The sequence below is a fragment of the Halomonas sp. SSL-5 genome (assembly GCF_030708455.1).
Taxonomy (GTDB): domain Bacteria; phylum Pseudomonadota; class Gammaproteobacteria; order Pseudomonadales; family Halomonadaceae; genus Halomonas.
Genome location: NZ_JAUYWF010000006.1, coordinates 215405 through 239329 on the forward strand (window position 1 = coordinate 215405; position 23925 = coordinate 239329).

25 protein-coding genes are annotated in these 23925 nt (G+C 66.8%); 10 read left to right on the forward strand and 15 right to left on the reverse strand.

The genetic code is table 11. From position 1 onward, the window contains the following. Positions 1-61: 61 nt before the first annotated feature. The 3 genes from RAN53_RS09095 to RAN53_RS09105 all read right to left on the reverse strand — a co-directional run bounded on the left by RAN53_RS09095 (position 62) and on the right by RAN53_RS09105 (position 3127). Positions 62-385, reverse strand: a complete 324-nt coding sequence (locus RAN53_RS09095; RefSeq protein ID WP_305796499.1) for a hypothetical protein — start codon at positions 383-385, stop codon at positions 62-64. Between the two features lie 160 nt (positions 386-545). Continuing rightward, complete coding sequence (gene typA / locus RAN53_RS09100) at positions 546-2396, reverse strand: translational GTPase TypA (protein ID WP_305796500.1); 1851 nt, start codon at positions 2394-2396, stop codon at positions 546-548. Positions 2397-2551: 155 nt separating this feature from the next. After that, positions 2552-3127, reverse strand: a complete 576-nt coding sequence (locus tag RAN53_RS09105; protein WP_305796501.1) for a hypothetical protein — start codon at positions 3125-3127, stop codon at positions 2552-2554. 453 nt (positions 3128-3580) lie between these two features. Here RAN53_RS09105 and glnA point away from each other — a divergent pair, with 453 nt between their 5' ends. The 4 genes from glnA to ntrC all read left to right on the forward strand — a co-directional run bounded on the left by glnA (position 3581) and on the right by ntrC (position 8613). Beyond that, on the forward strand, positions 3581-4987 hold the full coding sequence (gene glnA / locus RAN53_RS09110) for a glutamate--ammonia ligase (RefSeq protein ID WP_305796502.1): 1407 nt from the start codon (positions 3581-3583) through the stop codon (positions 4985-4987). 167 nt (positions 4988-5154) lie between these two features. Beyond that, positions 5155-5715 (forward strand): DUF4124 domain-containing protein, encoded by a 561-nt coding sequence (locus tag RAN53_RS09115; RefSeq protein WP_305796503.1) that lies wholly within the window; start codon positions 5155-5157, stop codon positions 5713-5715. A gap of 443 nt (positions 5716-6158) precedes the next feature. After that, positions 6159-7205 (forward strand): nitrogen regulation protein NR(II), encoded by a 1047-nt coding sequence (gene glnL / locus RAN53_RS09120; protein ID WP_305796523.1) that lies wholly within the window; start codon positions 6159-6161, stop codon positions 7203-7205. Beyond that, complete coding sequence (gene ntrC / locus RAN53_RS09125) at positions 7198-8613, forward strand: nitrogen regulation protein NR(I) (RefSeq protein WP_305796504.1); 1416 nt, start codon at positions 7198-7200, stop codon at positions 8611-8613. The genes glnL and ntrC overlap by 8 nt, the downstream gene beginning before the upstream one ends. 1 nt (position 8614) lies before the next feature. Here ntrC and RAN53_RS09130 read toward each other — a convergent pair whose 3' ends face one another. Next, complete coding sequence (locus RAN53_RS09130) at positions 8615-8980, reverse strand: type II toxin-antitoxin system RelE/ParE family toxin (RefSeq protein WP_305796505.1); 366 nt, start codon at positions 8978-8980, stop codon at positions 8615-8617. Then, the gene (locus RAN53_RS09135) at positions 8937-9206 is read right to left on the reverse strand and encodes a type II toxin-antitoxin system Phd/YefM family antitoxin (RefSeq protein WP_305796506.1); all 270 of its coding nucleotides are present in this window, start codon (positions 9204-9206) and stop codon (positions 8937-8939) included. The genes RAN53_RS09130 and RAN53_RS09135 overlap by 44 nt, the downstream gene beginning before the upstream one ends. A gap of 144 nt (positions 9207-9350) precedes the next feature. Here RAN53_RS09135 and RAN53_RS09140 point away from each other — a divergent pair, with 144 nt between their 5' ends. Next, positions 9351-10700 carry a deoxyguanosinetriphosphate triphosphohydrolase gene (locus RAN53_RS09140; protein ID WP_305796507.1) on the forward strand — a complete coding sequence of 450 codons (1350 nt, stop codon included), beginning with the start codon at positions 9351-9353 and terminating at the stop codon, positions 10698-10700. 24 nt (positions 10701-10724) lie between these two features. Here RAN53_RS09140 and RAN53_RS09145 read toward each other — a convergent pair whose 3' ends face one another. After that, entirely contained in the window at positions 10725-11621 is an 897-nt protein-coding gene (locus tag RAN53_RS09145; protein WP_305796508.1) for a nuclease-related domain-containing protein, read from the reverse strand. 107 nt (positions 11622-11728) lie between these two features. Between RAN53_RS09145 and RAN53_RS09150 the strand changes: the two genes are divergently transcribed. Continuing rightward, positions 11729-12607 carry an NAD-dependent protein deacetylase gene (locus RAN53_RS09150; RefSeq protein WP_305796509.1) on the forward strand — a complete coding sequence of 293 codons (879 nt, stop codon included), beginning with the start codon at positions 11729-11731 and terminating at the stop codon, positions 12605-12607. On the opposite strand, the gene RAN53_RS09155 is transcribed toward RAN53_RS09150, so the two are convergent. After that, a complete protein-coding gene (locus RAN53_RS09155; RefSeq protein WP_305796510.1) occupies positions 12588-12962 on the reverse strand; it encodes a translation initiation factor Sui1 in 375 nt (124 codons plus the stop codon). The genes RAN53_RS09150 and RAN53_RS09155 overlap by 20 nt on opposite strands. An 81-nt stretch (positions 12963-13043) precedes the next feature. Next, positions 13044-13730 (reverse strand): HAD-IA family hydrolase, encoded by a 687-nt coding sequence (locus RAN53_RS09160; protein WP_305796511.1) that lies wholly within the window; start codon positions 13728-13730, stop codon positions 13044-13046. A gap of 208 nt (positions 13731-13938) precedes the next feature. Here RAN53_RS09160 and RAN53_RS09165 point away from each other — a divergent pair, with 208 nt between their 5' ends. The 4 genes from RAN53_RS09165 (at position 13939) to RAN53_RS09180 (ending at position 17429) form a co-directional block, all read left to right on the forward strand. After that, positions 13939-14322, forward strand: a complete 384-nt coding sequence (locus tag RAN53_RS09165; RefSeq protein WP_305796512.1) for a DUF6394 family protein — start codon at positions 13939-13941, stop codon at positions 14320-14322. Between the two features lie 69 nt (positions 14323-14391). Continuing rightward, positions 14392-16152 (forward strand): potassium channel family protein, encoded by a 1761-nt coding sequence (locus RAN53_RS09170; protein WP_305796513.1) that lies wholly within the window; start codon positions 14392-14394, stop codon positions 16150-16152. A 147-nt stretch (positions 16153-16299) separates the two neighbouring features. Then, on the forward strand, positions 16300-16590 hold the full coding sequence (locus tag RAN53_RS09175; protein WP_305796514.1) for a DUF4235 domain-containing protein: 291 nt from the start codon (positions 16300-16302) through the stop codon (positions 16588-16590). A gap of 188 nt (positions 16591-16778) precedes the next feature. Further along, positions 16779-17429: a hypothetical protein gene (locus RAN53_RS09180; protein ID WP_305796515.1), complete on the forward strand. Its 651-nt coding sequence runs from the start codon at positions 16779-16781 to the stop codon at positions 17427-17429. 70 nt (positions 17430-17499) lie between these two features. Here RAN53_RS09180 and fba read toward each other — a convergent pair whose 3' ends face one another. The 7 genes from fba to RAN53_RS09215 all read right to left on the reverse strand — a co-directional run. Next, positions 17500-18564, reverse strand: a complete 1065-nt coding sequence (fba, locus tag RAN53_RS09185; protein WP_305796516.1) for a class II fructose-bisphosphate aldolase — start codon at positions 18562-18564, stop codon at positions 17500-17502. Between the two features lie 82 nt (positions 18565-18646). Beyond that, positions 18647-19816, reverse strand: a complete 1170-nt coding sequence (locus tag RAN53_RS09190) for a phosphoglycerate kinase (protein ID WP_305796517.1) — start codon at positions 19814-19816, stop codon at positions 18647-18649. 38 nt (positions 19817-19854) lie between these two features. Beyond that, entirely contained in the window at positions 19855-20916 is a 1062-nt protein-coding gene (locus RAN53_RS09195) for a type I glyceraldehyde-3-phosphate dehydrogenase (RefSeq protein ID WP_305796518.1), read from the reverse strand. 52 nt (positions 20917-20968) lie between these two features. After that, the gene (locus tag RAN53_RS09200) at positions 20969-21685 is read right to left on the reverse strand and encodes an LrgB family protein (RefSeq protein ID WP_305796519.1); all 717 of its coding nucleotides are present in this window, start codon (positions 21683-21685) and stop codon (positions 20969-20971) included. Beyond that, positions 21678-22052, reverse strand: coding sequence for a CidA/LrgA family protein (locus RAN53_RS09205; RefSeq protein WP_305796520.1), 375 nt, complete (start codon positions 22050-22052; stop codon positions 21678-21680). Before RAN53_RS09205 ends, RAN53_RS09200 begins: the two co-directional genes overlap by 8 nt. A gap of 272 nt (positions 22053-22324) precedes the next feature. Further along, the gene (locus RAN53_RS09210; protein ID WP_305796521.1) at positions 22325-23557 is read right to left on the reverse strand and encodes an ABC transporter substrate-binding protein; all 1233 of its coding nucleotides are present in this window, start codon (positions 23555-23557) and stop codon (positions 22325-22327) included. 116 nt (positions 23558-23673) lie between these two features. Continuing rightward, positions 23674-23925: AMP-binding enzyme (locus RAN53_RS09215; RefSeq protein ID WP_414842972.1), on the reverse strand; the 252-nt coding region annotated here is incomplete at its 5' end.

The following is a 23925-nucleotide window of genomic DNA, read 5'->3' on the forward strand; positions in this document are numbered from 1 at the left end:
TGTCGGGAACCAGTGGCCCGCGTTTACGCCGCGTTAACGTCGCCGAAAATGAGGCTGTCGACTAGTCATCATCGTGCTTTTCCTCGGCGTCGCCGAGGGTCGGTTCGAGGGCTCGACAATTGTCGGGCAGGCGCACGGTATCGCCCAGGGCGAGCTTGCCGTGGGACTTGAGCCGCCGCCCGTTGTCCAGCGAGATGATCGCGGCCACCTCGCCGATGCTGGTGCCCTCCACGTAGGCCTCCACCTTCACCCGCACCACGGCGCCCTCGTGGCGTGCCGAGAGGATATCGCCGGGGCCGGGGTCGGAATGGCCGCCGTCATCCTGTGCGAAATGGCGCATCACGCTGTCGGCGCCGGGGTCGTCCCACTCCACGTGCTTGTGCATCTCGACTCTCCTGTCGCTGGGTCCGGGGCGCAAGGGGTGGCGCCCCGCCTGGTACGCTTCCAGCATAGAGGGTCGCGACGCCCGGGGGAAAGCCGCTCCTGGCGGACAGCCATGAAAAAGCCCGCCGATCGGCGGGCTTGAGAGAGCGGGGAGGCTGGCGTCACTTCTTGCCGGCGCGCTTGCGCTCGTTCTCGGTTAGGTGCTTCTTGCGCAGGCGGATATGGCTGGGGGTGATCTCGACCAGCTCGTCGTCATCGAGGAATTCGATGGCCTGCTCGAGGCTGAACCTGATCGGCGGGGTCAGCACGATGTTCTCGTCGTTGCCCGTGGAGCGCATGTTGTCGAGCTTCTTGCCCTTGGTGGGGTTGACCACCATGTCGTTGGCGCGGTTGTTGATACCGATCAGCATGCCCTCGTAGACCTCGGTGGCATGGTCGATGATCAGCTTGCCGCGCTCCTGCAGGGCATAGAGGGCGTAGGCCAGGGCCTTGCCGGAGACCATGGAGACCAGCACGCCGTTGCGGCGCTCGATGGCGGCATCGGGCTTGAGCGGGCCGTAGTGGTCGAAGCGGCTGGTGAGGATGCCGGTGCCCGAGGTGAGGGTCATGAACTGGCCACGGAAGCCGATCAGCCCGCGCGCCGGGATGATGAAGTCCAGGCGCACGCGGCCCTTGCCGTCGGGGTTCATGTTCTTGAGCTCGCCCTTGCGGTAGCCGATCTCTTCCATGATGGCGCCCTGGTGCTGCTCCTCGCAGTCGATGATCACCTCTTCGTACGGCTCCTGCTTCTGGCCGTCGATCTCGCGGATGATCACCTCCGGGCGGCCCACGGCGAGCTCGAAGCCCTCGCGACGCATGGTCTCGATCAGCACCGAGAGGTGCAGCTCGCCGCGACCGGAGACCTTGAACTTCTCCGGGGTCTCGCCCTGCTCGACGCGCAGTGCCACGTTGTGGATCAGCTCCTGCTCGAGGCGATCCTTGATGTTGCGGCTGGTGACGAACTTGCCGTCCTTGCCGGCGAAGGGCGAGTCGTTGACCTGGAAGGTCATGGAGACGGTGGGCTCGTCCACGGAGAGCGGCGGCAGCGCCTCGACGGCGGCCGGGTCGCACAGGGTGTCGGAGATCGCCAGGCTATCGATGCCGGTGATGCAGACGATATCGCCGGCGGTGGCCTCGTCGGTCTGCACGCGCTCCAGGCCCATGTGGGTCATCACCTGGCCGATCTTGCCCTTGCGGGTGGTGCCTTCCTTGGTGATGACGGTGACCTGCTGGTTGGGCTTGACCGAGCCGCGCTTGATGCGGCCGAGGCCGATGACGCCGACGTAGCTGTTGTAGTCCAGCGCCGAGATCTGCATCTGGAAGGGGCCATCCAGCTCCACCTTGGGCGGCTCGACGATGTCGACGATGGACTGGAACATGGGGCTCATGTCCTCGGCCAGCTCGTCGGGATCGGGGCCGGCGATGCCGTTGAGTGCCGAGCAGTAGATGATCGGGAAGTCGAGCTGCTCATCGGAGGCGCCGAGGTTGTCGAACAGGTCGAAGATCTGGTCGATGACCCAGTCGGGGCGGGCGCCGGGGCGGTCGATCTTGTTGACCACCACGATCGGCTTGAGGCCCTGGTCGAAGGCCTTCTGGGTCACGAAGCGGGTCTGCGGCATGGGGCCGTCGACCGCATCGACCAGCAGCAGCACCGAGTCGACCATGGACATGACGCGCTCGACCTCGCCACCGAAGTCGGCGTGTCCGGGGGTGTCGACGATGTTGATGTGATAGGCCTGGCCGTCCGGCGACTGCCAGCGGATCGCCGTGTTCTTGGCCAGGATGGTGATGCCACGCTCCTTCTCCTGGTCATTGGAGTCCATCACGCGTTCCTGCCCCTCGGCCTTGCGGTCGAGCGTGCCGGATTGGCTGAGCAGTTTGTCGACTAGCGTGGTCTTGCCGTGGTCGACGTGCGCGATAATGGCAATGTTTCTGAGACTTTCGATATTTGAAGGACTTACGGTCGTGCTCATAAGGTGTGACTCGCTGATATGTACGCACCTATGTACACGTTCTGGTAAGTACCCTAGGCGCGGGGCAGGGATGTGGGACGCGCATTGTACAGACAAGAGGCGCTCAGGAGTAGCAAGTTCGCCGACGCAGCCGTGTACTCATCGGTGCCTCGCCGTCACGACCCCGGTGCGCCGGGCCTCAGCCTGCGCCTCGCTGCCGGGGTGGCGAGCTCCAGGCGAGCCCCGCAGTGGCGCAGGCGCTCCACCAGATCGGAGATCGCGTCGCGGTCGAGACGGGGGTCGCAGCCGCCGATGCGATCGTACCAGTGGCGTGCCAGGCAGATGCCGGCCGCGGTATCGGATTGCCTGCGTCCCAGCAGGCGGGCGAACAGACCCGGCGTGCTGCCTGGCAGGATCACGGCGTCGACCTCATCGGCACCCACCCGCCGGGCCAGCTGCAGCAGGGTGTAGGTGGCGTCGAGGCAGCCGATAACGGGAAACACCAGCACCGGACCGTTGGTGTTCGGGATGACGTTGGCGAGCCGCTCGCCCAGGGGGGCAGCGGGCAGGCGAAGGTGGCGGGTCCCATGGCGGCGGGCGATGCCGGCCACGCGTGGGTCACGCGTATCGTCGATCACGACCAGTTCGAAGGCCTGGTCGGCGGCGAGCGATGCCACCAGCGCCAGCTCCCGGGGCAGCCTGGCGCCGGCACTGCGGGCATCGATCAGTAGCGTGCCGGTAGGAAGGGCCATGCGACCTCCGAGGCCATAATAAAGAGGAGGCTCCTGATGGCGGCCAGGAGTCGCGGCCGGCGGGCAAGTTTGTAATCAAGTGTAGTATGGAGTGAGAGAATGTATCAAAGGCTTGTTGCGTTCGCCCGGCGTGGTACTTGATGGTGCGCAACGCTCGCTCTGAGCACCATAATGGTGCAATTTGCCTCGGGCTGTTTCTCGCTGCGAGTCGCTGCTTCATCGGAGTGCAACCGATGTCGATGGTAAATATCTTTATATTCAGTATGTTAAAGGGTGAGTGCCGGCGTGAGGTGCAAGGTTGGCACGCTGCCTGCATTGTTATGGTCAGCGCCCGGGGATGCCGGGCCGTCGTGGGCAGCGTGCCTGCGGCGTGCTACAACAGACTGCTGGGGTTCCAGCATCGTGATGCCTGAATCACCTCAACCATCGAGCCATGCTCAACCGGAGGACACCATGTCTGCCAAGACGCTCGCCCTGATCGAAGAACATGACGTCAAGTGGGTCGACCTGCGCTTCACCGATACCATCGGCAAGGAGCAGCACGTCACCATTCCCGCACGGGATGTGGATGAGGAGTTCTTCGAGAACGGCCAGATGTTCGACGGCTCTTCCATCTCCGGCTGGAAGGGCATCAACGAATCCGACATGATCCTGCGCCCCGAGGACGGCACCGCCTTCCTGGATCCCTTCACCGAGGATTCCACCCTGGTGCTGCGTTGCGACATCATCGAGCCTGCCACCATGCAGGGCTATGACCGCGACCCGCGCTCCATCGCCAAGCGTGCCGAGGCCTACCTGCAGTCCACCGGCCTGGGCGACACCGCCTTCTTCGGCCCGGAGCCGGAGTTCTTCATCTTCGACGAGGTGCACTGGAAGACCGACATCGAAGGCGCCATGTACAAGATCTCCTCCGAGGAGGGTGCCTGGGCCACCGATCGTCCCATCGAGGGCGGCAACCTGGCCCACCGTCCGCGGGTCAAGGGCGGCTACTTCCCGGTGCCCCCGGTGGACAGCTTCCACGACATTCGCGGTGCCATGTGCAACACCCTGGAGGCCATCGGACAGAGCGTCGAGGTGCACCACCACGAGGTGGCCAACGCCGGCCAGAACGAGATCGGGGTCAAGTTCAACACCCTGGTCAAGAAGGCCGACGAGGTCCAGGAGATGAAGTACGTGATCCACAACGTGGCTCACGCCTACGGCAAGACCGCCACCTTCATGCCCAAGCCGCTGGTCGGCGACAACGGCAGCGGCATGCACGTGCACCAGTCCTTCTGGAAAGAGGGCGCCAACCAGTTCGCGGGCGACGAGTACGCCGGCCTCTCCGAGATGGCCATCTACTACATCGGCGGCATCATCAAGCACGCGCGTGCCCTGAACGCCTTCGCCAACGCCTCCACCAACTCCTACAAGCGCCTGGTGCCGGGCTTCGAGGCGCCGGTGATGCTGGCCTACTCGGCTCGCAACCGTTCGGCCTCCATCCGTATCCCCTACACCGCCAGCCCCAAGGGCAAGCGTGTCGAGCTGCGCTTCCCCGACCCGACCGCCAACCCCTACCTGTGCTTCGCGGCGATGCTGATGGCCGGCATCGATGGCATCAAGAACAAGATCCACCCCGGCGATGCCATGGACAAGAACCTCTATGACCTGCCGCCGGAAGAGGGCAAGAAGGTGCCGACCGTGGCTCACAGCCTCGACCAGGCCCTGGAGGCGCTGGACAAGGATCGTGCCTTCCTGACCGAGGGTGGCGTGTTCACCGACGACATGATCGACGCCTACGTCGAGCTGAAGATGGAAGACGTGGATCGCATGCGCATGGCCACGCATCCGGTCGAGTTCGACATGTACTACAGCTGCTGATGATCGCCGTCGCCCCCTGCGGGGCGGCGCGACACGCTGAACCAGCACTCGTTGAACCAGCAAAGGGGTTCCGCTACCGGCGGAACCCCTTTCTTCTCTACACTATCCAACGCAGAGTGAGATGCCGAGCCATCCCGGCTCACGCAGCGACAAGCAGGGGGCGATCCATGAACAAGGCAGTGCTGACGCTGGTGCTGGTCATGACCTTCGGCGTGGCCGCCGAGGCCCAGAAGATCTATCGCACCACGGATGCCCAGGGCAATGTGGTGTTCACCGACAACCCAGACCGTGGCGGCGAGCAGGTGGAGCTGGCGCCGGTCACGGTGGTGCCCTCCACCGGCGAAGTGCGCACCGGGGGTGCTCCTCGCGTCGAGGGGGCCGCGGCGCCATCCGCTTCACCGGGCCAGCCGTTCATGCCCTACGACAGCTTTCGCATCGTCTCGCCGACCCACGAACAGGCTTTCCCGGTGGGGGCGGCCGGCAATATCACCGTGGATCTGGGGGTCGAGCCGGGCCTGCGCGAGGACCATCGCGTCAGGCTGCTGGTGGATGGCCGGGTCAGCCAGTCGGCGATGCATACCACGGCCTTCATGGTGCCCAACATGAACCCCGGGGAGCATGTGCTGCAGGCCGAGCTGCTGGATGCCGGCGGTGAGGTGCGCCACCGCACCTCGCCGGTGACCATCTATGTGCTGCGTGCCAACGTGAATCGCCAGCCAGCCGGTTAGCTTCCCCCTCGCTGGGCACCCTGGCCGTGGTGCCCGGACGGCAGCCCCAGGCCCTGTCGCCCACCGTATGGCGGGCACTGGCCTCCCCATTCCGAGTATCCGCCCTACCAGCCGCCTCAGCCGCCTGTCGATGAGGAGGAGGTCGTGACGCCCCGGCGGCGCCTCGACGCCCCCTCTCGACGCCTGCCTGAGGACGAGCCGCTGCGTCGCCGGGCCGAACGGCAAACGCGTCCGGCGCCTTGATCCGATCCGAGTCAGGAGATGGTGCAGGCGTCTCCTGTATGCACTATTTTGGTGCGACTGATGCGCCGCCAGTCGCCGTGGAGTGCGCCGTCATGGGGCCCGAGGGCTGGCCCGCTTCTTGCAACACTCGTTATTAAAGCAAGCATCATTACAGCAAGCATTCGAGAGCAAGCATACCTGGACCCGATATGGCCGCTTCGATGTACCAACGCCTGATGGAACATCTCTCCACCGCCGTGCTGCTGCTGGATGGCGAGCTCAGGGTGGCGTGGATGAACCCCGCCGCCGAGGCGTTGCTCTCGGTGAGCCTGGGCCGCGTGCAGGGGGTGGCACTGTGCACGCTGATGGAGCAGGAGGATGGGATGGCAGCGGTGCTGACCAAGGCGCTGGAGGCCTGTCATCCCTTCACCCGCCGCGAGGCGCGCCTGGCGATGCTGGGCGGTGAGCCGCTGACCGTGGACTATACCGCCACGCCGCTCTCCCGCGATGAACTGCTGCTGGAGGTGGAGCCCCGCGACCGGCTGATTCGTATCTCCCGGGAAGAGGCGCTGATGACTCGCCAGGAGACCGTCAAGGTGCTGACCCGGGGGCTGGCCCACGAGGTCAAGAACCCGCTGGGCGGCATTCGCGGCGCGGCCCAGTTACTGGAGCGCGATCTGGAGAACCCCGCGCACCGTGAGTTCACCCGCATCATCATCGAGGAGGTGGATCGCCTGCGCGACCTGGTGGATTCCATGCTGGGCCCCAACCGGGTGACTCGCCACGAGCCTCTCAATGTCCACAAGGTGCTGGAGCGGGTACGCACCCTGGTGCTCGCCGAGCACCCCGGGGTGAGCTTCGAGCGCGACTACGACCCCAGCCTGCCGGACCTCGCCGGCGACGAGGCGCAGATGATTCAGGCGGTGCTCAACGTGGCGCGCAACGCCGTGGAGGCGATGACCGAGGCGGGCACGGCCGAGCCGCACCTGGTCTTGCGTACTCGGGCGCGTCGCCAGTTCACGCTGGGGGCCGAGCGTCACCGCCTGGTGTGCGAGGTGGCGATCCTCGACAACGGGCCGGGCATTCCCGAGGCGCTCAAGGAGACGCTCTTCTACCCCATGGTCTCGGGGCGCGCCGAGGGCAGCGGCCTGGGGCTCTCCATCGCCCAGGGCATCCTGCACCAGCATCAGGGGTTGATCGAGTGCGATTCCGTGCCGGGCCATACCGAATTCCGACTGCTGATTCCTCTGGAGACGCACCATGACTGATGTTGCACGCGTGGCGGTCGTCGATGACGATCGCGCCATCCGCTGGGTGCTGGAGCGCGCCCTGGCCCAGCCCGACCTCGAGGTGGAGTGCATCGAGCGTGCCGACACCGCCCTCGAACGGCTGCTGGCCGACCCGCCCGATGTGCTGGTCACCGATATCCGCATGCCGGGCATCGACGGCCTCGACCTGATGGCCAGGGTGCGCGAGGCCCACCCGGAGCTGCCGGTGATCGTGATGACCGCCCACTCCGATCTGGACAGCGCCGTGGCTTCCTATCAGGGGGGCGCCTTCGAGTATCTGCCCAAGCCCTTCGACGTCGACGAGGCGCTGGCCCTGGTGCGCCGCGCGGTGGCCCACGCCCGGGAGCGCCGCCGCCCGGTCAGCGTGCCAGAGGGGCTGGACGCCGAGATCATCGGCGAGGCGCCGGCCATGCAGGAGGTGTTCCGCGCCATCGGTCGCCTCTCCCACTCACACATCACGGTGCTGATCAACGGCGAGTCGGGCACCGGCAAGGAGCGGGTCGCGCGGGCTCTGCACCAGCACAGCCCGCGCACCGGCAAGCCCTTCATCGCGCTGAACATGGCGGCGATTCCCCGGGACCTGATCGAGTCGGAGCTGTTCGGCCACGAGAAGGGCGCCTTCACCGGGGCCACGGCCAGCCGCCAGGGGCGCTTCGAACAGGCCAACGGCGGCACCCTGTTCCTCGACGAGATCGGCGACATGCCGGCGGAGACCCAGACCCGGCTGCTGCGGGTGCTGGCCGATGGCGAGTTCTACCGGGTGGGCGGCCATATGCCGGTGAAGGTGGACGTGCGCATCATCGCCGCCACCCACCAGGATCTCGAGCGGCTGGTGGAGGATGGCCGCTTCCGCGAGGACCTCTTCCACCGCCTCAACGTGATTCGCGTGCACCTGCCCAGGCTCGCCGAGCGGCGCGAGGACATCCCGCGGCTGACGCGCCACTTCCTGGCCGAGGCGGCCAAGGAGCTCGCCACCGACATCAAGGTGCTCACCCCCGAGGCGGAGCGCCACCTGGCCCGGCTGGCCTGGCCCGGCAACGTGCGCCAATTGGAGAACGCCTGCCGCTGGCTGACGGTGATGGCCTCGGGGCGCGAGGTCCTCGTCGAGGACCTGCCGCCGGAGCTACGCCAGGCGAGCGACGAGGGGCTGGTCGCCAGCAGCGACTGGCGGGTGGCCTTCCGCGACTGGGCCGACCGTGCCCTGGCCGCGGGGCATACCCATTTGCTGGAGGAGGCGGTGCCGGACTTCGAGAAGATCCTGATCGAGACCGCCCTGCGCCACACCGGCGGGCGCAAGGGGGAAGCCGCCGAACTGCTGGGCTGGGGGCGCAACACCCTCACCCGCAAGCTCAAGGTCCTGTTGCCGGCGCTGGCGGAGGGGGAGTGAGCTAGCCCAGAAGTCGGCGCGCGAGCAGCCGCTGCATGTCACGGCGGCTGTGGGCGATCAGATAGACGATGAGGCGCTCGTCATGCTGGCGGTAGAGGATGCGCACCGGCGGTTCGATGACCTGTCGATACTCCCGGATACCCAGCTCCAGCAGCTCCCGGGGGTGGCTGCCACGCTCGGGGAACTCCCCCAACGACATGATGCCCGCCTCAATGGCGGCGAGCAGCTGCTCGGCCGCAGAGGGAGAGTCTTCGGCAATGAAGTCGTGGAGCTCGCGAAGGTCTTCGAAGGCCGAGGCCGTGAGCTCGACCCGCAGCACCACGCTAGCGATCCCCGCGACGCAGCCGATGGAAGCTCTCGGCGGCATCAAGGGTCTTGCCCTGCTCGACCTCCTGGCTGCCCAGCGCCAGGATCTTGAGCAGTGCCAGGGTCTCCTGGGTCTGCTCATAGCTGCGGATGTCCTGCACGACCATCCTGGCCTCGCCGTTCTGGGTGATCACCATGGGCTCGCGCAGCTCGTTGAGCGAGCGGGAAATCTCGGCGGCATGGGCCTTCAGGTAGCTGATCGGCTTGATGTTCTCTGAGTACTTCATGGCGTTCGGTTCCGCACGGGCATATGGACTGAATTTAGTCTTAATTTGGTGCCATGACAACCGAGGGCTTGGGTTAATGCCGTGCGCCAGGGCTGGGCGAGGACACCGCGGGCTGCCAGAATGGGGCCTCAAGGAGAGATACCCATGACGCAGATGAGCTGGGAGCGGCTGCTGGACCCGAGCCGCCTGCACGACCGGCGCGGCGAGCGCCCGGGTAATGGCCGTGACGAGATCGGCCGCAGCCCCTTCCACAAGGACCACGACCGCATCGTCTTCGCCGGTTCCTTCCGGCGCCTGGGGCGCAAGACCCAGGTGCATCCGCTGACCGACAACGACCATATCCACACCCGGCTCACTCACTCCCTGGAGGTGGGCTGCGTGGGGCGTTCGCTGGGCATGATCGTCGGCGAGCGGCTGAGCGGCCGCCTGCCCGACTGGATCACCCCGGCCGACCTTGGGGTGATCGTCCAGGCCGCCTGCCTAGGCCACGATATCGGCAACCCGCCTTTCGGGCATGCCGGCGAGTACGCCATCCGCGACTGGTTCAAGCGTGCCGAGGCCGACGGCAAGGGCCTGCTCGACGGGCTCTCGCCGCTGGAGCGCGAGGACCTGCTCACCTACGAGGGCAACGCCCAGGGCTTCCGGGTGGTCACCCAGATCGAGTACAACCAGTTCCGCGGCGGCATGCGCCTGACCACGGCGACCCTGGGTACCCTGCTCAAGTATCCCTGGACCGTGGAGCACGGCGGCGCGGCGGGCAAGTTCGGCTGCTACCAGAGCGAGCGCGAGTTGCTGGTCGAGGTGGTCGAGCGGCTGGGGCTGCTCCCCAGGGGAGAGGGGCGCTGGTGCCGCCACCCCCTGGCCTGGCTGGTGGAGGCCGCCGACGACATCTGCTATGCGCTGCTCGATCTGGAGGACGGCCTGGAGATGGGCATCCTGCGCTACGACGAGGTCGCCGAGATCCTGATCCAGATCGCCGGCGGGGCCCCCGGCGACTACACCGCCATGCAGCGCCAGGGTGTCTCCCAGCGGCGGCGCATCGCCGCCCTGCGCGGCGCGGCCATGGAGCGCGCGGTGAACGACGTGGGGGCGGTGTTCGTGCAGCATGAGGCGGAGCTGCTGGGAGGGCGGCTGAAGTCGGACCTGCTGGAGCTGTGCCATCCCGACCTGGACTGGGGGGTGAAGGCGGCCAAGCAGCTGGCCCGGGAGCGGATCTTCCAGAACGAGCGCAAGGCCAAGCTGGAGATCGGTGCCTACACCACCCTGGGGATCCTGCTCGAGGCCTTTATCGGCGCGGCCCACGAACTGCATCACACCGGTCATTCCACCTTCAAGCACCAGCGGGTGCTGGCGCTGATCGGCGAGAACACCCCGCGCCCCTCCTGGAGCCTCTACGACAGCTACCGGCGCATGCTCGACTTCATCGGCGGCATGACCGACCACTACGCCGTGGACCTGGCCCAGGAGATGGGCGGCCGGCTGCGCGGCGACTGAGCCGGACGGTATCGGGCATCCAGCCTACTCGCCCGGCGCCCGTCTGGCGCCGGCATGCTCGAGCAGGGTGGCGATGACGGCGTCGTGGGTGGCGGCATCGAACTCGCCGGGGCAGAGCTCGGCCAGGCGACTGGCCAGGTCGTCGCCGCTGCCTACCAGCAGGTCACCCGGCCCCTGATCGGCCTCCACCTTCCAGCCGGGGAGGGTCAGCACGCCCATCACCGGCACCGTGCGGCCGGTGCGTGAGCTCAGCCACTCGGCCATCCAGCGCGCCAGCTCGCGGGTCTTGGCCAGCGGCTTGCGCTCGCTCCAGCCCGGGAAGCGCAGCCTGGAAGGCTCCACCACCAGCCGGTCGAGCTCTTCCCCGGAGGGCGCGAAGGGGCGGGTGCGGGCGCGGGTCTCCACCACGAAGACTCCACAGGGCGTGACCACCACGTGATCGATGCGCGTGCCGGCCGCTGGCACGTCGTGGAAGACGTAGAAGGGGTGAGCCTCCGGGCGCACCAGCCGTTCGAGCTCCTGGCCCACCGCCAGCTCGCAGGCCAGCCCCAGCTTGAGCCGGCGGATGCGCTGGAAGTCACGCATCAGTCGGAAGCTGTAGGCGAGCACCAGCAGGGTGCTCAGCGCACCATACAGGGCCCACTCCACCCAGTGTTGCTCCTCGGAGAACAGCATGCGGCCCATGCCGTAGACCAGCGGCACCAGGGTGACCAGGGGGCCCAGTGCACCGTTCAGGAAGAGTCCGGCGAAGGCGTCGTCGAGGCGGTCGCGCAGGTGCTGGCCGGGCTCGCGCAGCGGTCGGGCGTCGAAGGGCGAGCGCACCCGGGCATCGTGCAGGTTGCGCAGCGCCACCACGATCACCCCCATGGCGGCGAGGGGGAACAGGAAGATCAGGGGGAGCAGGTATTCCAGCCAGGCCATCGGGGTTCCTTGCCCATCGGGTGGGGTGCCGGGGTCGAGAGCCCATTCTAGACAACCCGGGCCCTCCGGGGCCATGCTCTGTTCGGCGCAGGCAGCGAGGCAGCAGGATGACGTCAGCACTAGCGACACCCGAGGCAAGCGAGGCAACCCTGGAGGCGCTCGTCGAGTTCGTCGCGCACCATCCGCGGCTGGCGGTACTCGGCGGCGCCGGGATCAGCACCGCCAGCGGCATTCCCGACTACCGCGACGATGCCGGCGAGTGGAAGCGCTCGCCGCCCATGCAGCATCGCCAGTTCATGGGCAGTCATGCCGCCCGGCAGCGCTACTGGGCCCGCGCCCTGGTGGGCTTTCGCGCCCTGGGCGAGGCGCGACCCAATGCGGCGCACCGGGCCCTGGCGCGGCTCGAGGCGCTCGGCCATGTGCGCGGGGTGATCACCCAGAACGTGGATGGCCTGCACCAGCGGGCCGGCTCGCGGCGCGTCATCGACCTGCACGGCCGCGCCGATCGTGTGCGCTGCATGGGGTGTGGCGCCAGTCGCATGCGCCATGCGCTGCACGCCGAACTCGAGGCGCTCAATCCGCGCTGGGCGACCACCGGTGCCGCCGCGGCGCCGGATGGCGACGCCGACCTGGAGGCGGACTTCTCCGCGTTCCGGGTGCCCGACTGCTCACGCTGCGGCGACGGCATCTGGAAGCCCGACGTGGTGTTCTTCGGCGACAGCGTGCCGGGTAGCGTGGTCGAGCGCGCCTTTGCCCTGGTCGAGGAGTGCGAGGCCCTGCTGGTGGTGGGTTCCTCCTTGATGGTCTATTCGGGTTTCCGCTTCGCGCGGGCCGCGGCCCGTGACGGCAAGCCCATCGCCTGCCTCAACCTGGGGCGCACCCGCGCCGACGAACTCTATTCCCTGAAGGTGGCGGCGCCGCTGGAGACCTCGCTGGGTGCGCTGGTCGAGCGGCTGGAGGCCCGCCTCAGCCGCCGGCCAGCTTGACCGTATAGCCGCGGGACTCGAGCTCCGCCTTGAGCACCTCGCGGTGGTCGCCCTGGATCTCGATCACCCCCTCCTTGACGGCGCCGCCGGTGCCGCAGCGCTTCTTCAGCGCCTTGGCCAGCGTCTTGAGTTCGGCCTCGGTCAGCGGCACGCCGTCGATGGTGGTGACGCCCTTGCCCTTGCGGCCGCTGGTCTCGCGGCGGATACGCACGACGCCATCGAGCGCGGCGAGGCGCGCCTGCTCGGCCTGTTCGGCGCAGCGACACTCGGCCACGGGCCGGCGACAGTCGGGGCAGGTCTCGCCGTGCTCGGTGGAGTAGACGAGGCCGCGCAGCTGGTCCTGGAGTGATGGCATGGAGAGGACTCCCGGGTGGATGGGCTTGAGGCCGGGATGATAGCGGCTGTGGCCGCCGTCTGCATGGGCTGGTGAGCCGACTCAGCGGGCCGCGGAGCGCGAGGCCAGGTCGCGTGACAGGCTGGCCACCACGGTGGGGAGCTGGAACATGCTGGTGATCATGATCGCGCCCTCCGGGGTCTGCTCGACGTCCGGGTAACGGTTGAGATGGACCACCCGCATGCCGGCACCGAGTGCGGCCTGGACGCCGACCACCGAATCCTCGATGGCCAGGCAGTGTTCCGGGGGATAGCCCATCTGCTGCGCCGCATGGGCGTAGAGGCAGGGGTCGGGCTTCCAGCAGTTGGCGGTGTAGGCGCTGAACAGGTGGTCACCGAACAGGGCATCCAGGCCGGTGGCGACCAGCGAGGTGCGGATCTTGTTCTCCGGACCGTTGGAGACCACGCCCATGGGGAAGGTGGACAGGGCCGCCAGCGCCTCGGTGGCGCCTTCGATGGGGGTGAGTTCGGTGGCCAGGCGCCGGTTGAGGTTGGCGCGCATGTTGTGTTCCAGCGGCTCCAGCGCCGCGGGATCGACACGGCCATGGCGGCTCTCCAGCGCGGCGACGATGCGTCGGAAGCGCGCCCCGCGAAACTCGCCGACATAGTCGGTGGCCTGGAACGGCAGGCCCACGGCGTTCAGTGCCGTGGCCATCTCGTCGGCGAGCAGCGGCTCGCTGTCGACCAGGGTGCCGTCGCAGTCGAAGAGCAGGCAGAGGGGATGTGCCATCACCGGGCCTCACGAAAAAACAGGGCAAGATAAAAACATTGTTACAGATGTCGGGCTTGCTCCCAATATTAAAGCCCAGATTCGCTACTTTGTGAACACTGTTCTTCAACGTGGTGCCGGCGTGGGTGTGCCGGCGTCACGGCGGGAGGTTCGCGAGCATCGAAGGCTCGCGCCTATACTGACGACGCGCCTCGATCAGGAGCGGTCCATGAATTTCGAACGTGTCGTCTTCGGTTTCTTCATCATCCTGACCCTGAGCCTCAATGCCGCCTTCGTCACGCCTGGCCTCAACGCGGCCGAGCACCATAATGTATGGCTCCTCACGCTGACCATCATCGCCAACCTGGTCGCGATTGGCCTGAAACTGGGGGACCGCTCCCAGACCGGCGCGTTGCTGCTGGCATCCGGGCTGGTCGCCGGTTTTCTGCTGATCACGGCGCGTATCGTCTGGATCGTGGCGGACCCCGTGAGCGGGGGTGCCCCGGGGCCAGGTGCCATGGCCGATATCATTTCGATTGCCAGGGGAGCCCTGGTGGCGAATATCATTGCGACGGTGATCCTGGTCGGCGATACGCTGCTCTCGCGACGCTAGCGTGGATCACGTGGGGTCGGCCTGGCGAGGCTTGCGTGACCGCTGACAGGCAGAGGGAGGGTTGAGTCGATGTCGTCCACCTCCGATCTCGACCGTGTGGGGATGATCGTCCTGCGCTATATGCGCCGGCCGCTGTTCGTGCTGCTTTTCGTGTATTCGGTGGGCATCATCGGCATGGTCCTGATGCCGGGCCGGGTCGTCGATGGCGAGACGACCCATATGGATCTCTTCCACGCCTTCTATTTCTTTACCTACACGGCGACGACAACCGGATTCGGCGAACTGCCGAGCGAGTTCAGCGACGAGCAGCGCCTGTGGACGATCTTCTGCCTCTATACCGGCGCCATCGCGTGGTTCTATGCGATTGGATCCCTGATCAACCTGGTTCAGAACCCCCATTTCATCCAGTCCATGGATAACTTCCGGTTCGCGCGCAAGGTCAAACGCAACAAGGCGCCTTTCGTTATCCTCTGCGGTTTCGGCGATGCCGGCAGCCTGCTTGCCCGGGGGCTTAGCGACCATCGCATGCGGGCGGTAATACTCGATGCCGACCCGGAACGTATCAAGGCGTTGGGCGTACGCGACTACACGGTGTCCATGCCCGGGCTGTGTGCGGATGCCGGCGCGCCGAAACACCTTCTGGCCGCCGGGATCGAGCACCCCGCCTGCCGCTCCCTGGTGACGCTGACCAACGATGACGATACCAATCTCAAGATTGCGGTGATGGCTCGGCATCTGAATCCACGACTCCAGGTCATCTGTCGCTCAACCTCGTCCCGTCATGGTGCCACGCTGCGCGCGCTGGACAATGTCACGGTCGTCGACCCGTTCGAGATCTTTGCTCAGCTCCTCTACTGGGCGATCGCGCATTCCGATCTGCATAACCTCAATGCGTGGTTGGTGGGCGCGCGTGGTGTCGAGCTCGGCGCACCCTTGCAGGTTCCGCAGGGCGACTGGATCCTGTGCGGATATGGACGAATGGGGAGCCGGATACACCGTTGTCTCCACGAGCATGGCATCGGCGTACGCATTGTCGACCCGGGAGAGAATGCCGATGAGGCCGGCGACAGAGCGGTCATGGCTCCGGAGCAGGCCGATCATAGGGCCCTGAAGGCGGCGGGGATCGACGCCGCCGCCGGGGTCATCGCCGCGATGAATCGGGATGCCGACAATCTCAGTACGCTCCTGTCCGTCGCCGAGCTCAATCCGGCTGCGTTTCGTATCGTGCGTCAGAACAGCCATGAGAATCAGGTGGTGTTCGATGCGGCGAGGGCCGATCTGGTGCTTCAGCACAGCCTGACGACGGCGCGCCGAATCCTGAAGCTGCTGATCTCGCCACTGACCCAGGAACTGATCGACTGGCTCGCGCAGCAACAACCGGCCCGGACGCGAGCCCTGGTGGCCCGCCTGCAGAGGGGCATCGCTGCCGAGCCGCCCCACCTGTGGTCGGTCAGGTTGAGCCCTGAGGAGGCCCCGGCCGTTGTCCGGTACTCGAAGGGTGAGGGCGTGATCACGCCCGGTGCGCTGTGCCGTGATGCGCGCGACATCTCGAAGGCGCTCCCGTGCGAGGTGCTTGCCGTGCGTCGGGATGGGCGGTCAATCATGTTGCCGGACGAGGAGTTTCCTCTCGAGGTCGGCGATGAACTGCTCCTGTGTGGCGTGCAATCGGCGGAGCCGATGCTGCAGGCGACACTCCATAACCCCTATACGCTGGGCTATGTGGTGACGGGCGTCGATGAGCCCCGCGGCTATGTGTTCGCCTGGCTTGCCGCCAGGTTCGGGCATCGCTGCAGCGGGAAGGTGTCGAGCAGCCGGCACACTCGGACATGACACCCCAGGCCTTCACACAGGCGATAGCGTTGACCTTGAGCGCGTTTTCCAGATCAGGGTCAACTAGCATGCAACGAGGTCCGAAGCGGTCTTTTCCAGATCGATGACCCCTCCGGCGAGAGGGACATCCAGCAGGCGAGGTACAGCATGAAGCAGGACACCCTCTGGTCGCTGGCCGGCTCCGCCGCGGCGGTGGCGGCCAGCATGATGGCCCGCAAGGCGGCGGACAAGGCCTACCGGAAAGAGGTTGGCGAGACCCCACCGGAAAATCCCGATGAGCCTGAGGTGGAGTGGCGCCAGGCCCTGCTGTGGGGCGCCGCCACCGGCGTGCTGGTGGGAGTCGCTCGGGTGGTGGGCAGGCGCGCCGGGCGCGAGGTCATGCACAGGGCGCCTGGTGCCGGCAGGCGGGGAGGCGTATTGCCCCGGTTGAAGCGGTAGCACGGCGCGCAGGGCTCGGAGACACTTCGAGGCATCGGCCCCCCGAACCAGCGGTGGGGCCGCTTAGGCTATGGGTCATGGATCATGTGGCTGCCACCGCCCCGACACGAGGAGAGAGTCAGTAATGCGAGAAATGGAACTGCACTGCGACAAGGGGCTCGTCGAGACCGGCCCGACGCTGCTGACGGGTGTCAGCCTCCCGCGACGAGATCGCGGCGGTAAGTGCCTATGGGGAGCGGCTGGTCGAGACCGTCAAGATACTGCACGGCAGCGGCGTGCTCGCGAGCGAGGCGCCCATCGTCACCGCGGCGGGCTCCAGGTGGTTCGATCTGATTGCCCAGGCCTTCGACGAGGCGGAGTTGCGCGAACACTACACACCGGTGCTGCGGCCGGGATGCTATGTGGTGCATGACCACAGGCTCGATGCCGACGCCATGGCCGAGGTGAAGGCGCGCGATCCGCACCGCCAGGGCGAGCTTCGGCCGGCGCTGGAGGTGTTCGCTCATGTGCAGTCACTGCCCGAGCCGGGACTGGCCATCGTGGGCCTGGGCAAGCGCGATATCGGTCACGAGCCGGACATGCCGCTGCCGTTGCGGCACTATCCACGAGACACGCTCGCTACGGTGGACGGGGCGGCGATTGCCCCTAGTACCTGGCGCGCAACGCATATCATGGATCAGCATCTCTTCCTGGAGATTCCCGAGGATGCCGGGCTCGCGGTCGGTGACGTGATCGCCTTCGGTACCTCCCACCCCTGCCTGACCTTCGACAAGTGGCGTCACCTGCTGCTGGTGGATGAGACGTTGGCGGTCACGGAGTCCGTGATGACCTGCTTCTAGTCGGCTCCGGCGGTAATTCCAAACGACAACGGGCGGCCCTGGGGCCGCCCGTTGTCGATGCGAGGTGTGCCTAGCGCACCTTGGGGTCCAGCTCGCCGCTGGCGTAGCGCTCGAACATCGCCTCCAGGTTGATCGGCTTGATCTTCGAGGCGTTGCCGGCGGTGCCGAAGGCCTCGTAGCGATCGATGCACAGGTCGCGCATGGCGGAGACGGTCTCCTTGAGGAACTTGCGCGGGTCGAACTCGCTGGGGTTCTCGGCCAGGAAGCGACGCACCGCGCCGGTGGAGGCCAGGCGCAGGTCGGTGTCGATGTTGACCTTGCGCACGCCGTGGCGGATGCCCTCGATGATCTCCTCGACGGGCACGCCGTAGGTCTCGGGGATCTCGCCGCCGTGGGCGTTGATCACCTCGAGCCACTCCTGGGGCACCGAGGAGGAGCCATGCATCACCAGGTGGGTGTCGGGGATGCGGGCGTGGATCTCCTTGATGCGCTGGATGGAGAGGGTGTCGCCTGTGGGCGGCCGGGTGAACTTGTAGGCGCCGTGGCTGGTGCCGATGGCGATGGCCAGGGCATCCACACCGGTGGCATTGACGAAGTCGGCGGCCTCTTCGGGGTCGGTGAGCAGCTGTTCCATGTCCAGCTTGCCCTCGGCGCCGATGCCGTCTTCCTCGCCGGCCATGCCGGTCTCCAGGCTGCCCAGGCAGCCCAGCTCACCTTCGACGGAGACGCCACAGGCGTGGGCCATCTCCACGGTGCGCCGGGTGACATCGACATTGTAGGCGTAGTCCATCGGGGTCTTGCCGTCCTCGCCCAGGGAGCCGTCCATCATCACCGAGGAGAAGCCCAGCTGGATGGAGCGCTGGCACACCCCGGGGCTGGTGCCGTGGTCCTGGTGCATCACCACCGGGATATGCGGGAATTCCTCCACCGCGGCCAGGATCAGGTGGCGCAGGAAGGGGGCGCCGGCGTACTTGCGGGCGCCGGCGGAGGCCTGGACGATCACCGGGGAGTCGGTGCGATCCGCGGCTTCCATGATGGCGCGCATCTGCTCGAGGTTGTTGACGTTGAAGGCCGGCACGCCGTAGCCATGTTCGGCGGCGTGGTCCAGCAGCTGGCGCATGCTGATCAGTGCCATGTTCTCACCTGTCGTTCGTGGTGGCGGCGGCGCCGTGGGGCGCCGCCGCGTGGAGAGTCGTGATCGGGGTTCGTCTAGTCTATCAGGCCTGGGCCGCGGCGGCTTCCAGGGCGGCCACCGCCGGCAGGGTCTTGCCCTCGACGTATTCGAGGAAGGCGCCGCCGCCGGTGGAAATGTAGGAGACCTTCTCGGCGATGGCGTACTTGTCGATGGCCGCCAGGGTGTCGCCGCCGCCGGCGATGGAGAAGGCCGGACTCTCGGCGATGGCGCGGGCGATCACTTCGGTGCCGTGCCCGAACTGGTCGATCTCGAACACGCCCAGCGGGCCGTTCCACAGGATGGTGCCGGCGTCCTTGAGCATGGCCGCCAGGCGGGCGGCGGTCTCGGGGCCGATGTCGAGGATCATCTCGTCGTCGTTGACCCGGTCCACCGGCTTGACGATGGCCTCGGCGGCGTCGGAGAACTCGGTGGCCACCACCACGTCCGAGGGCAGCGGGATCTCGACCTTCGCCATCAGCGCCTTCGCCTGGTCGATCAGGTCGGCCTCGTGCAGCGACTTGCCGACGTTGTGGCCCGCCGCGGCGATGAAGGTGTTGGCGATGCCGCCGCCGACGATCAGCTGGTCGCACTTCTCGGCGAGGGCGGTGAGTACCTCCAGCTTGGTGGAGACCTTGGAACCACCGACGATCGCCGCCATGGGGCGTGCCGGGGTGGCCAGCGCCTTCTCCAGGGCGTCGAGCTCGGCGGCCAGCAGCGGACCGGCACAGGCCACGGGGGCGAAGCGTGCCACGCCGTGGGTGGAGGCCTGGGCGCGGTGGGCGGTGCCGAAGGCGTCCATCACGTAGATGTCGCACAGCGCGGCATACTGCTTCGAGAGGGTCTCGTCGTCCTTCTTCTCGCCCTTGTTGAAGCGCACGTTCTCGAGCAGTACCACCTCATCGTCGCCCGCCTCGAACGCGCCGTCGAGATACGCCTTGACCAGGCGCACCGGGCGGCCCAGCAGCTCGCCCAGGTGCTCGGCCACCGGCGCCAGGGAGAACTCCTCGGCGGGCTCGCCCTCGGTGGGGCGTCCCAGGTGGCTCATCAGCAGCACCCGGGCACCGCCGTCCAGGGCGGCCTGGATGGAGGGCAGGGCGGCACGCAGGCGGGCATCGCTGGTCACCTTGCCGTGCTTGACGGGCACGTTGAGGTCCTCGCGGATCAGTACGCGCTTTCCGCTGAGGTCGAGGTCAGTCATCTTGCGCACGTTCATCGGGGCGTGTTCCTCATCTTGGGGAAGCCGGAAGGGGGTCAGGGAGCGTCGAGGGGCATAGCGGCCAGGCGCCGGGCGACGTCGAGCATGCGGTTGGCGAAGCCCCATTCGTTGTCGAACCAGCACAGCAACTTGATCAGGCGGCCGCCGGCCACCCGGGTCTGGGTGGCGTCCACGATACCGGAGCGTGGATCGTGGTTGAAGTCGACCGAGGCCATGGGCTCCTCGGTGTAGCCCAGCAGCCCGGCCAGGCGCCCGCGGCTGGCCTCGGCGAGCAGGGCGTTGACCTCGGCGGCGCTGGTGTCGCGGTGCACCGTGATGGCCAGGTCCATGGCCGAGACGTTGATGGTCGGCACCCGCACGTGCAGGCACTCGAAGCGTCCGGCCAGGTGTGGCATCAGGCGGTTGATGCCGCGTGCCAGGCCGGTGTCCACCGGCACGATGGAGTGCATCGCCGAGCGGGTCAGGCGCAGGTCGGTCTGGTGGTAGGCGTCGATCACCGGCTGGTCGTTCATCGCCGAGTGGATGGTGGTGGTGACGCCGTGCTCGATGCCCAGCGCCTCGTCCAGCACGGTGAGCACCGGCACCAGGCAGTTGGTGGTGCAGGAAGCCGCCGAGACGATGCGTTGCGCCGGTGCCAGTTCGTGGTCGTTGATGCCGCTGACGATGGTGGCGTCGACATCGACTTCCGCCGGCTGGGAGAACAGCAGGCGGCCGGCGCCGGCATTCAGGTGGCGCTCGGCGGTGGCTCGATCCTTGAAGCTGCCGGAGCACTCCAGTACCAGGTCGATGCCGAGTTCTCGCCAGGGCAGGCGGTCGGGGTCGGGCTCGCTGAGCACGCGGATCGCCTGGCCATCGACCACCAGTTGGCCGTCGCGGGCACTCACCTCGCCGGGGAAGCGGCCATGGGTGGTGTCGTAGCGGGTCAGGTAGGCGATGGTGGCCAGATCGGAGAGCTCGTTGATCGCCACGATCTCGAGTTCCGGCGGGTGGCCGGGACCCTCCGTCCGCCGTTGCGCGGCCTTTTGTTGCTCGATCAGGGCGCGCAGCACGCACTGGCCGATGCGGCCGTAACCGTTGATGGCGATGCGATGGGCCATGGCGCTGGGAGTCTCTTCTGCGGGCATCGAGGACCGGCGATTCTAGCGTATTTCAGCCGACGAGTCCCGGCAGGCGCCAGGCCAGCGGCAGCAGCAGGGCGGTGAGAATGCCGGTGAGACTCATGCCCAGCGAGGCGAAGGCGCCGGCGGTGGGGCCGATCTCGAAGGCGCGCACGGTACCCAGGGCATGGCCGTTGATGCCGAGTGCCAGGCCCAGTAGTCGCTCGTCGCGGATGCCGAGCCAGCGGGCCACCAGGCCGACGCTGCCGATCGCCGCCACGCCGGTGACCAGCAGGCCGCCCATCATCAGCGCCACCGAGCCGCCGAGGCGTTCGGTGATGCCGATGGCGATGGGCGCTGTGACCGACTTGGGGGCCAGCGAGGCGAGGATCTCGGGCGGTGCACCCAGCAGCCAGGCGATGCCCACCGCGTAGAGGGCGGCCATGCCGGCGGCGATGGGCAGGCACAGCAGCAGCGGCCGCCACAGCGCACGGATATGCCCCATCTGCTGGTAGAGCGGCAGGCCCAGCGCCACCGTGGCCGGGCCGAGCAGCAGCATCAGCCAGCCCGCCCCCGCCTGGTAGTCGGCGTAGTCGATGCCGAGCAGCCACAGCGCGGCGGCCAGCAGCAGGGCGGCGACCAGAATCGGGGGACACCAGGCCGGGGCCCGAAGGGCGCGGAACAGGCGATCGCCGGCGAAGTAGGCGGCCAGGGTCAGCGCCACGGCGGCGAGGGGGGTGGCCATCAGGTGCTCGATCAGCTCACTCATGGGTCGCCTCCCGGGTGCTCGCATCGTCATCGCCGACCAGGCGGCGCATCAGCCACAGGGTAGTGAGGACACTCAGCAGGGTACCCAGCAGCAGGGCGGCGAGGATGGCCACCAGCTGCCCGGCCAGCTCGTCGAGCATGAAGAAGATGCCCACCACCCCGGGCATGATCAGCAGCGCCAGGGCGGCGATCAGCGGCCGGGCCGCGGCGGCGATTGCGTCGAAGCCGCCGCCGTGGAGAACAAGCCAGGCCGTCAGCAGCAGCATGCCGGCGACGCCGGCGGAGACCGGCAGGCCGGCGAGGGTTACCAGGGCATCGCCGATCAGCAGGAAGCCGATCAGCCAGAGGAAACCACGCAATGCCGGCATGAGATGTCCTTGTGTGAAGTGGTGTCAAAAAGGGGGTGGAGGGTCGCGTCGAGGCCCTTGAAAAGCGCCGAGGCGCTCCTATTGTGCAGATTACCGGGGCGATGTCAGCCGTAGAGGCGCTCCCCCGACCATCCCGTGAGGTCAATCTGCGTAGGAGGTGTTCGTGATGTTCGGAGATCTCAGGCGTTTCGATGAAGTGCCTGCCCGAGGTCGGGCCTGAAAGCAAAAAGGGGGCGCAGCCATCGGCTGCGCCCCCTTTGGCGTGCGTGGTTTCAGCCTTCAGTCATTAGTGAGCAGCTGCTCTTTTCCAGCGACTGGAAGGCTTGATCGCCGGGGATGGTTCGCAGCACACGGTAGAGGTCCCACTCGCCTTCAGAGTCCTCGGGAGCTTTCACCTCCACCAGGTACATGTCATGGACCATGCGTCCATCCTCACGAACCTTGCCGTTGCTGGTGAAGATATCGTTGACGGGGTTCTCGCCCATCCAGGCACGCACCGTCCCGGCATCATCGCTGCCGGTGGCTTCAATGGCGTTTAGATAATGCATTGTGCTGGAGTAGACACCTGCCTGCACCATGGTGGGCATGCTGCCGACGCGCTCATGATAGTCTTCAGCCCACTGCCGAGTTTCATCGTTGAGGTCCCAGTACCATCCAGTAGTCAACTGCATACCCTGGGTCGTCTCGAGTCCTAATGCATGGATGTCATTGAGGAACACCATCAGGCCGGCCAGTGTTTGGCCAGACTCCACCAGTCCGAACTGGCCGGCTGTGCTGATGGCGTTGACGGTATCGGCACCCGCGTTGGCGAGTCCTACGATCTTGGCTCCTGAACCCTGCGCCTGAAGGATGTAGGAAGAGAAGTCGTTAGTATTTAATGGGTGACTGACTGTGCCGACGACCTCTCCCCCCATCTCGTTGACAACGCTAGACACGTCGGCCTCCAGCGAGTGCCCGAAGGCATAATCCGCTGAAATGATAAACCAGGAGTCGCCGCCCTCCTCGACAATGGCGCGAGCCGTGCCATTGGACATGGCGTGCGTGTCATAGACCCATTGGACATGGTTGGGGCTGCAGTATTCATTGGTGATGCCGAGAGCGGCGGCGCCAGAGACCATGCCGATACGATCATGTTCTGTAAGCAGTTGAGTGGCGGCAATCGTGACCGAAGAGGCGACCAGGCCACCGACCATATCGACGTTTTGCTGGTCGATCCATCCGCGGACAGTATTGGCCCCCACGTCGGCGCTATTGCGATCATCGGCGCTGAACACCTCGATCGGGGCACCATGAATTGCCCCGCCGTGCTCCTCAATGGCCATGCGCATCGCCTCCAGGCCACCGGGACCTGCTAGATCTCGGTAGGGGCCCGACATGTCAGCCAGATAGCCGATACGAATGGCACCGTCGCTGAATTCGGCATTGGCGTTGGCTGACGTGACTGCCAGCAAGGCTCCAAGCGTCAGGAGAGCGGGCTTGCGCATGAAATAGCGTGTTTTAGACATAGCGGTGTTCCTCGTTTTTTGGGGTTGTTGTTGCACTGCACTTGGGAAGATGCCACACGGTACGGATCAACTTCGTATGCATGAGGAGGCGGAGCGAGCCTGTTCAGAGACTGGGCTCAGCCGCTCTGGCTGGCTCGTTCGCGCAGCTTGAACTTCTGGATCTTGCCGGAAGGGGTGCGCGGCAGCTCGTCGAGCACCTCCAGGAATTCCGGGTGGTACTGGCGGGTCATCTTGCGCTCGCTCAGGAAGGCACAGACCTCCTCGAGGGTCAGCGACTCCTCGCCCTCCTTTAGGGTCACGTAGGCGCACAGCCGCTCGCCGAGGCGCTCGTCGGGCTTGCCGACCAGGGCCAGTGCCTGGATCTTGGG

Excerpts from the sequence above, each read along its gene's own strand:
- RAN53_RS09095 (WP_305796499.1), bottom strand. The coding sequence starts at position 385 with ATGCACAAGCACGTGGAGTGGGACGACCCCGGCGCCGACAGCGTGATG.
- typA (WP_305796500.1), bottom strand. The coding sequence starts at position 2,396 with ATGAGCACGACCGTAAGTCCTTCAAATATCGAAAGTCTCAGAAACATT.
- RAN53_RS09105 (WP_305796501.1), bottom strand. The coding sequence starts at position 3,127 with ATGGCCCTTCCTACCGGCACGCTACTGATCGATGCCCGCAGTGCCGGC.
- glnA (WP_305796502.1), top strand. The coding sequence starts at position 3,581 with ATGTCTGCCAAGACGCTCGCCCTGATCGAAGAACATGACGTCAAGTGG.
- RAN53_RS09115 (WP_305796503.1), top strand. The coding sequence starts at position 5,155 with ATGAACAAGGCAGTGCTGACGCTGGTGCTGGTCATGACCTTCGGCGTG.
- glnL (WP_305796523.1), top strand. The coding sequence starts at position 6,159 with ATGTACCAACGCCTGATGGAACATCTCTCCACCGCCGTGCTGCTGCTG.
- ntrC (WP_305796504.1), top strand. The coding sequence starts at position 7,198 with ATGACTGATGTTGCACGCGTGGCGGTCGTCGATGACGATCGCGCCATC.
- RAN53_RS09130 (WP_305796505.1), bottom strand. The coding sequence starts at position 8,980 with ATGCCGCCGAGAGCTTCCATCGGCTGCGTCGCGGGGATCGCTAGCGTG.
- RAN53_RS09135 (WP_305796506.1), bottom strand. The coding sequence starts at position 9,206 with ATGAAGTACTCAGAGAACATCAAGCCGATCAGCTACCTGAAGGCCCAT.
- RAN53_RS09140 (WP_305796507.1), top strand. The coding sequence starts at position 9,351 with ATGACGCAGATGAGCTGGGAGCGGCTGCTGGACCCGAGCCGCCTGCAC.
- RAN53_RS09145 (WP_305796508.1), bottom strand. The coding sequence starts at position 11,621 with ATGGCCTGGCTGGAATACCTGCTCCCCCTGATCTTCCTGTTCCCCCTC.
- RAN53_RS09150 (WP_305796509.1), top strand. The coding sequence starts at position 11,729 with ATGACGTCAGCACTAGCGACACCCGAGGCAAGCGAGGCAACCCTGGAG.
- RAN53_RS09155 (WP_305796510.1), bottom strand. The coding sequence starts at position 12,962 with ATGCCATCACTCCAGGACCAGCTGCGCGGCCTCGTCTACTCCACCGAG.
- RAN53_RS09160 (WP_305796511.1), bottom strand. The coding sequence starts at position 13,730 with ATGGCACATCCCCTCTGCCTGCTCTTCGACTGCGACGGCACCCTGGTC.
- RAN53_RS09165 (WP_305796512.1), top strand. The coding sequence starts at position 13,939 with ATGAATTTCGAACGTGTCGTCTTCGGTTTCTTCATCATCCTGACCCTG.
- RAN53_RS09170 (WP_305796513.1), top strand. The coding sequence starts at position 14,392 with ATGTCGTCCACCTCCGATCTCGACCGTGTGGGGATGATCGTCCTGCGC.
- RAN53_RS09175 (WP_305796514.1), top strand. The coding sequence starts at position 16,300 with ATGAAGCAGGACACCCTCTGGTCGCTGGCCGGCTCCGCCGCGGCGGTG.
- fba (WP_305796516.1), bottom strand. The coding sequence starts at position 18,564 with ATGGCACTGATCAGCATGCGCCAGCTGCTGGACCACGCCGCCGAACAT.
- RAN53_RS09190 (WP_305796517.1), bottom strand. The coding sequence starts at position 19,816 with ATGAACGTGCGCAAGATGACTGACCTCGACCTCAGCGGAAAGCGCGTA.
- RAN53_RS09195 (WP_305796518.1), bottom strand. The coding sequence starts at position 20,916 with ATGGCCCATCGCATCGCCATCAACGGTTACGGCCGCATCGGCCAGTGC.
- RAN53_RS09200 (WP_305796519.1), bottom strand. The coding sequence starts at position 21,685 with ATGAGTGAGCTGATCGAGCACCTGATGGCCACCCCCCTCGCCGCCGTG.
- RAN53_RS09205 (WP_305796520.1), bottom strand. The coding sequence starts at position 22,052 with ATGCCGGCATTGCGTGGTTTCCTCTGGCTGATCGGCTTCCTGCTGATC.
- RAN53_RS09210 (WP_305796521.1), bottom strand. The coding sequence starts at position 23,557 with ATGTCTAAAACACGCTATTTCATGCGCAAGCCCGCTCTCCTGACGCTT.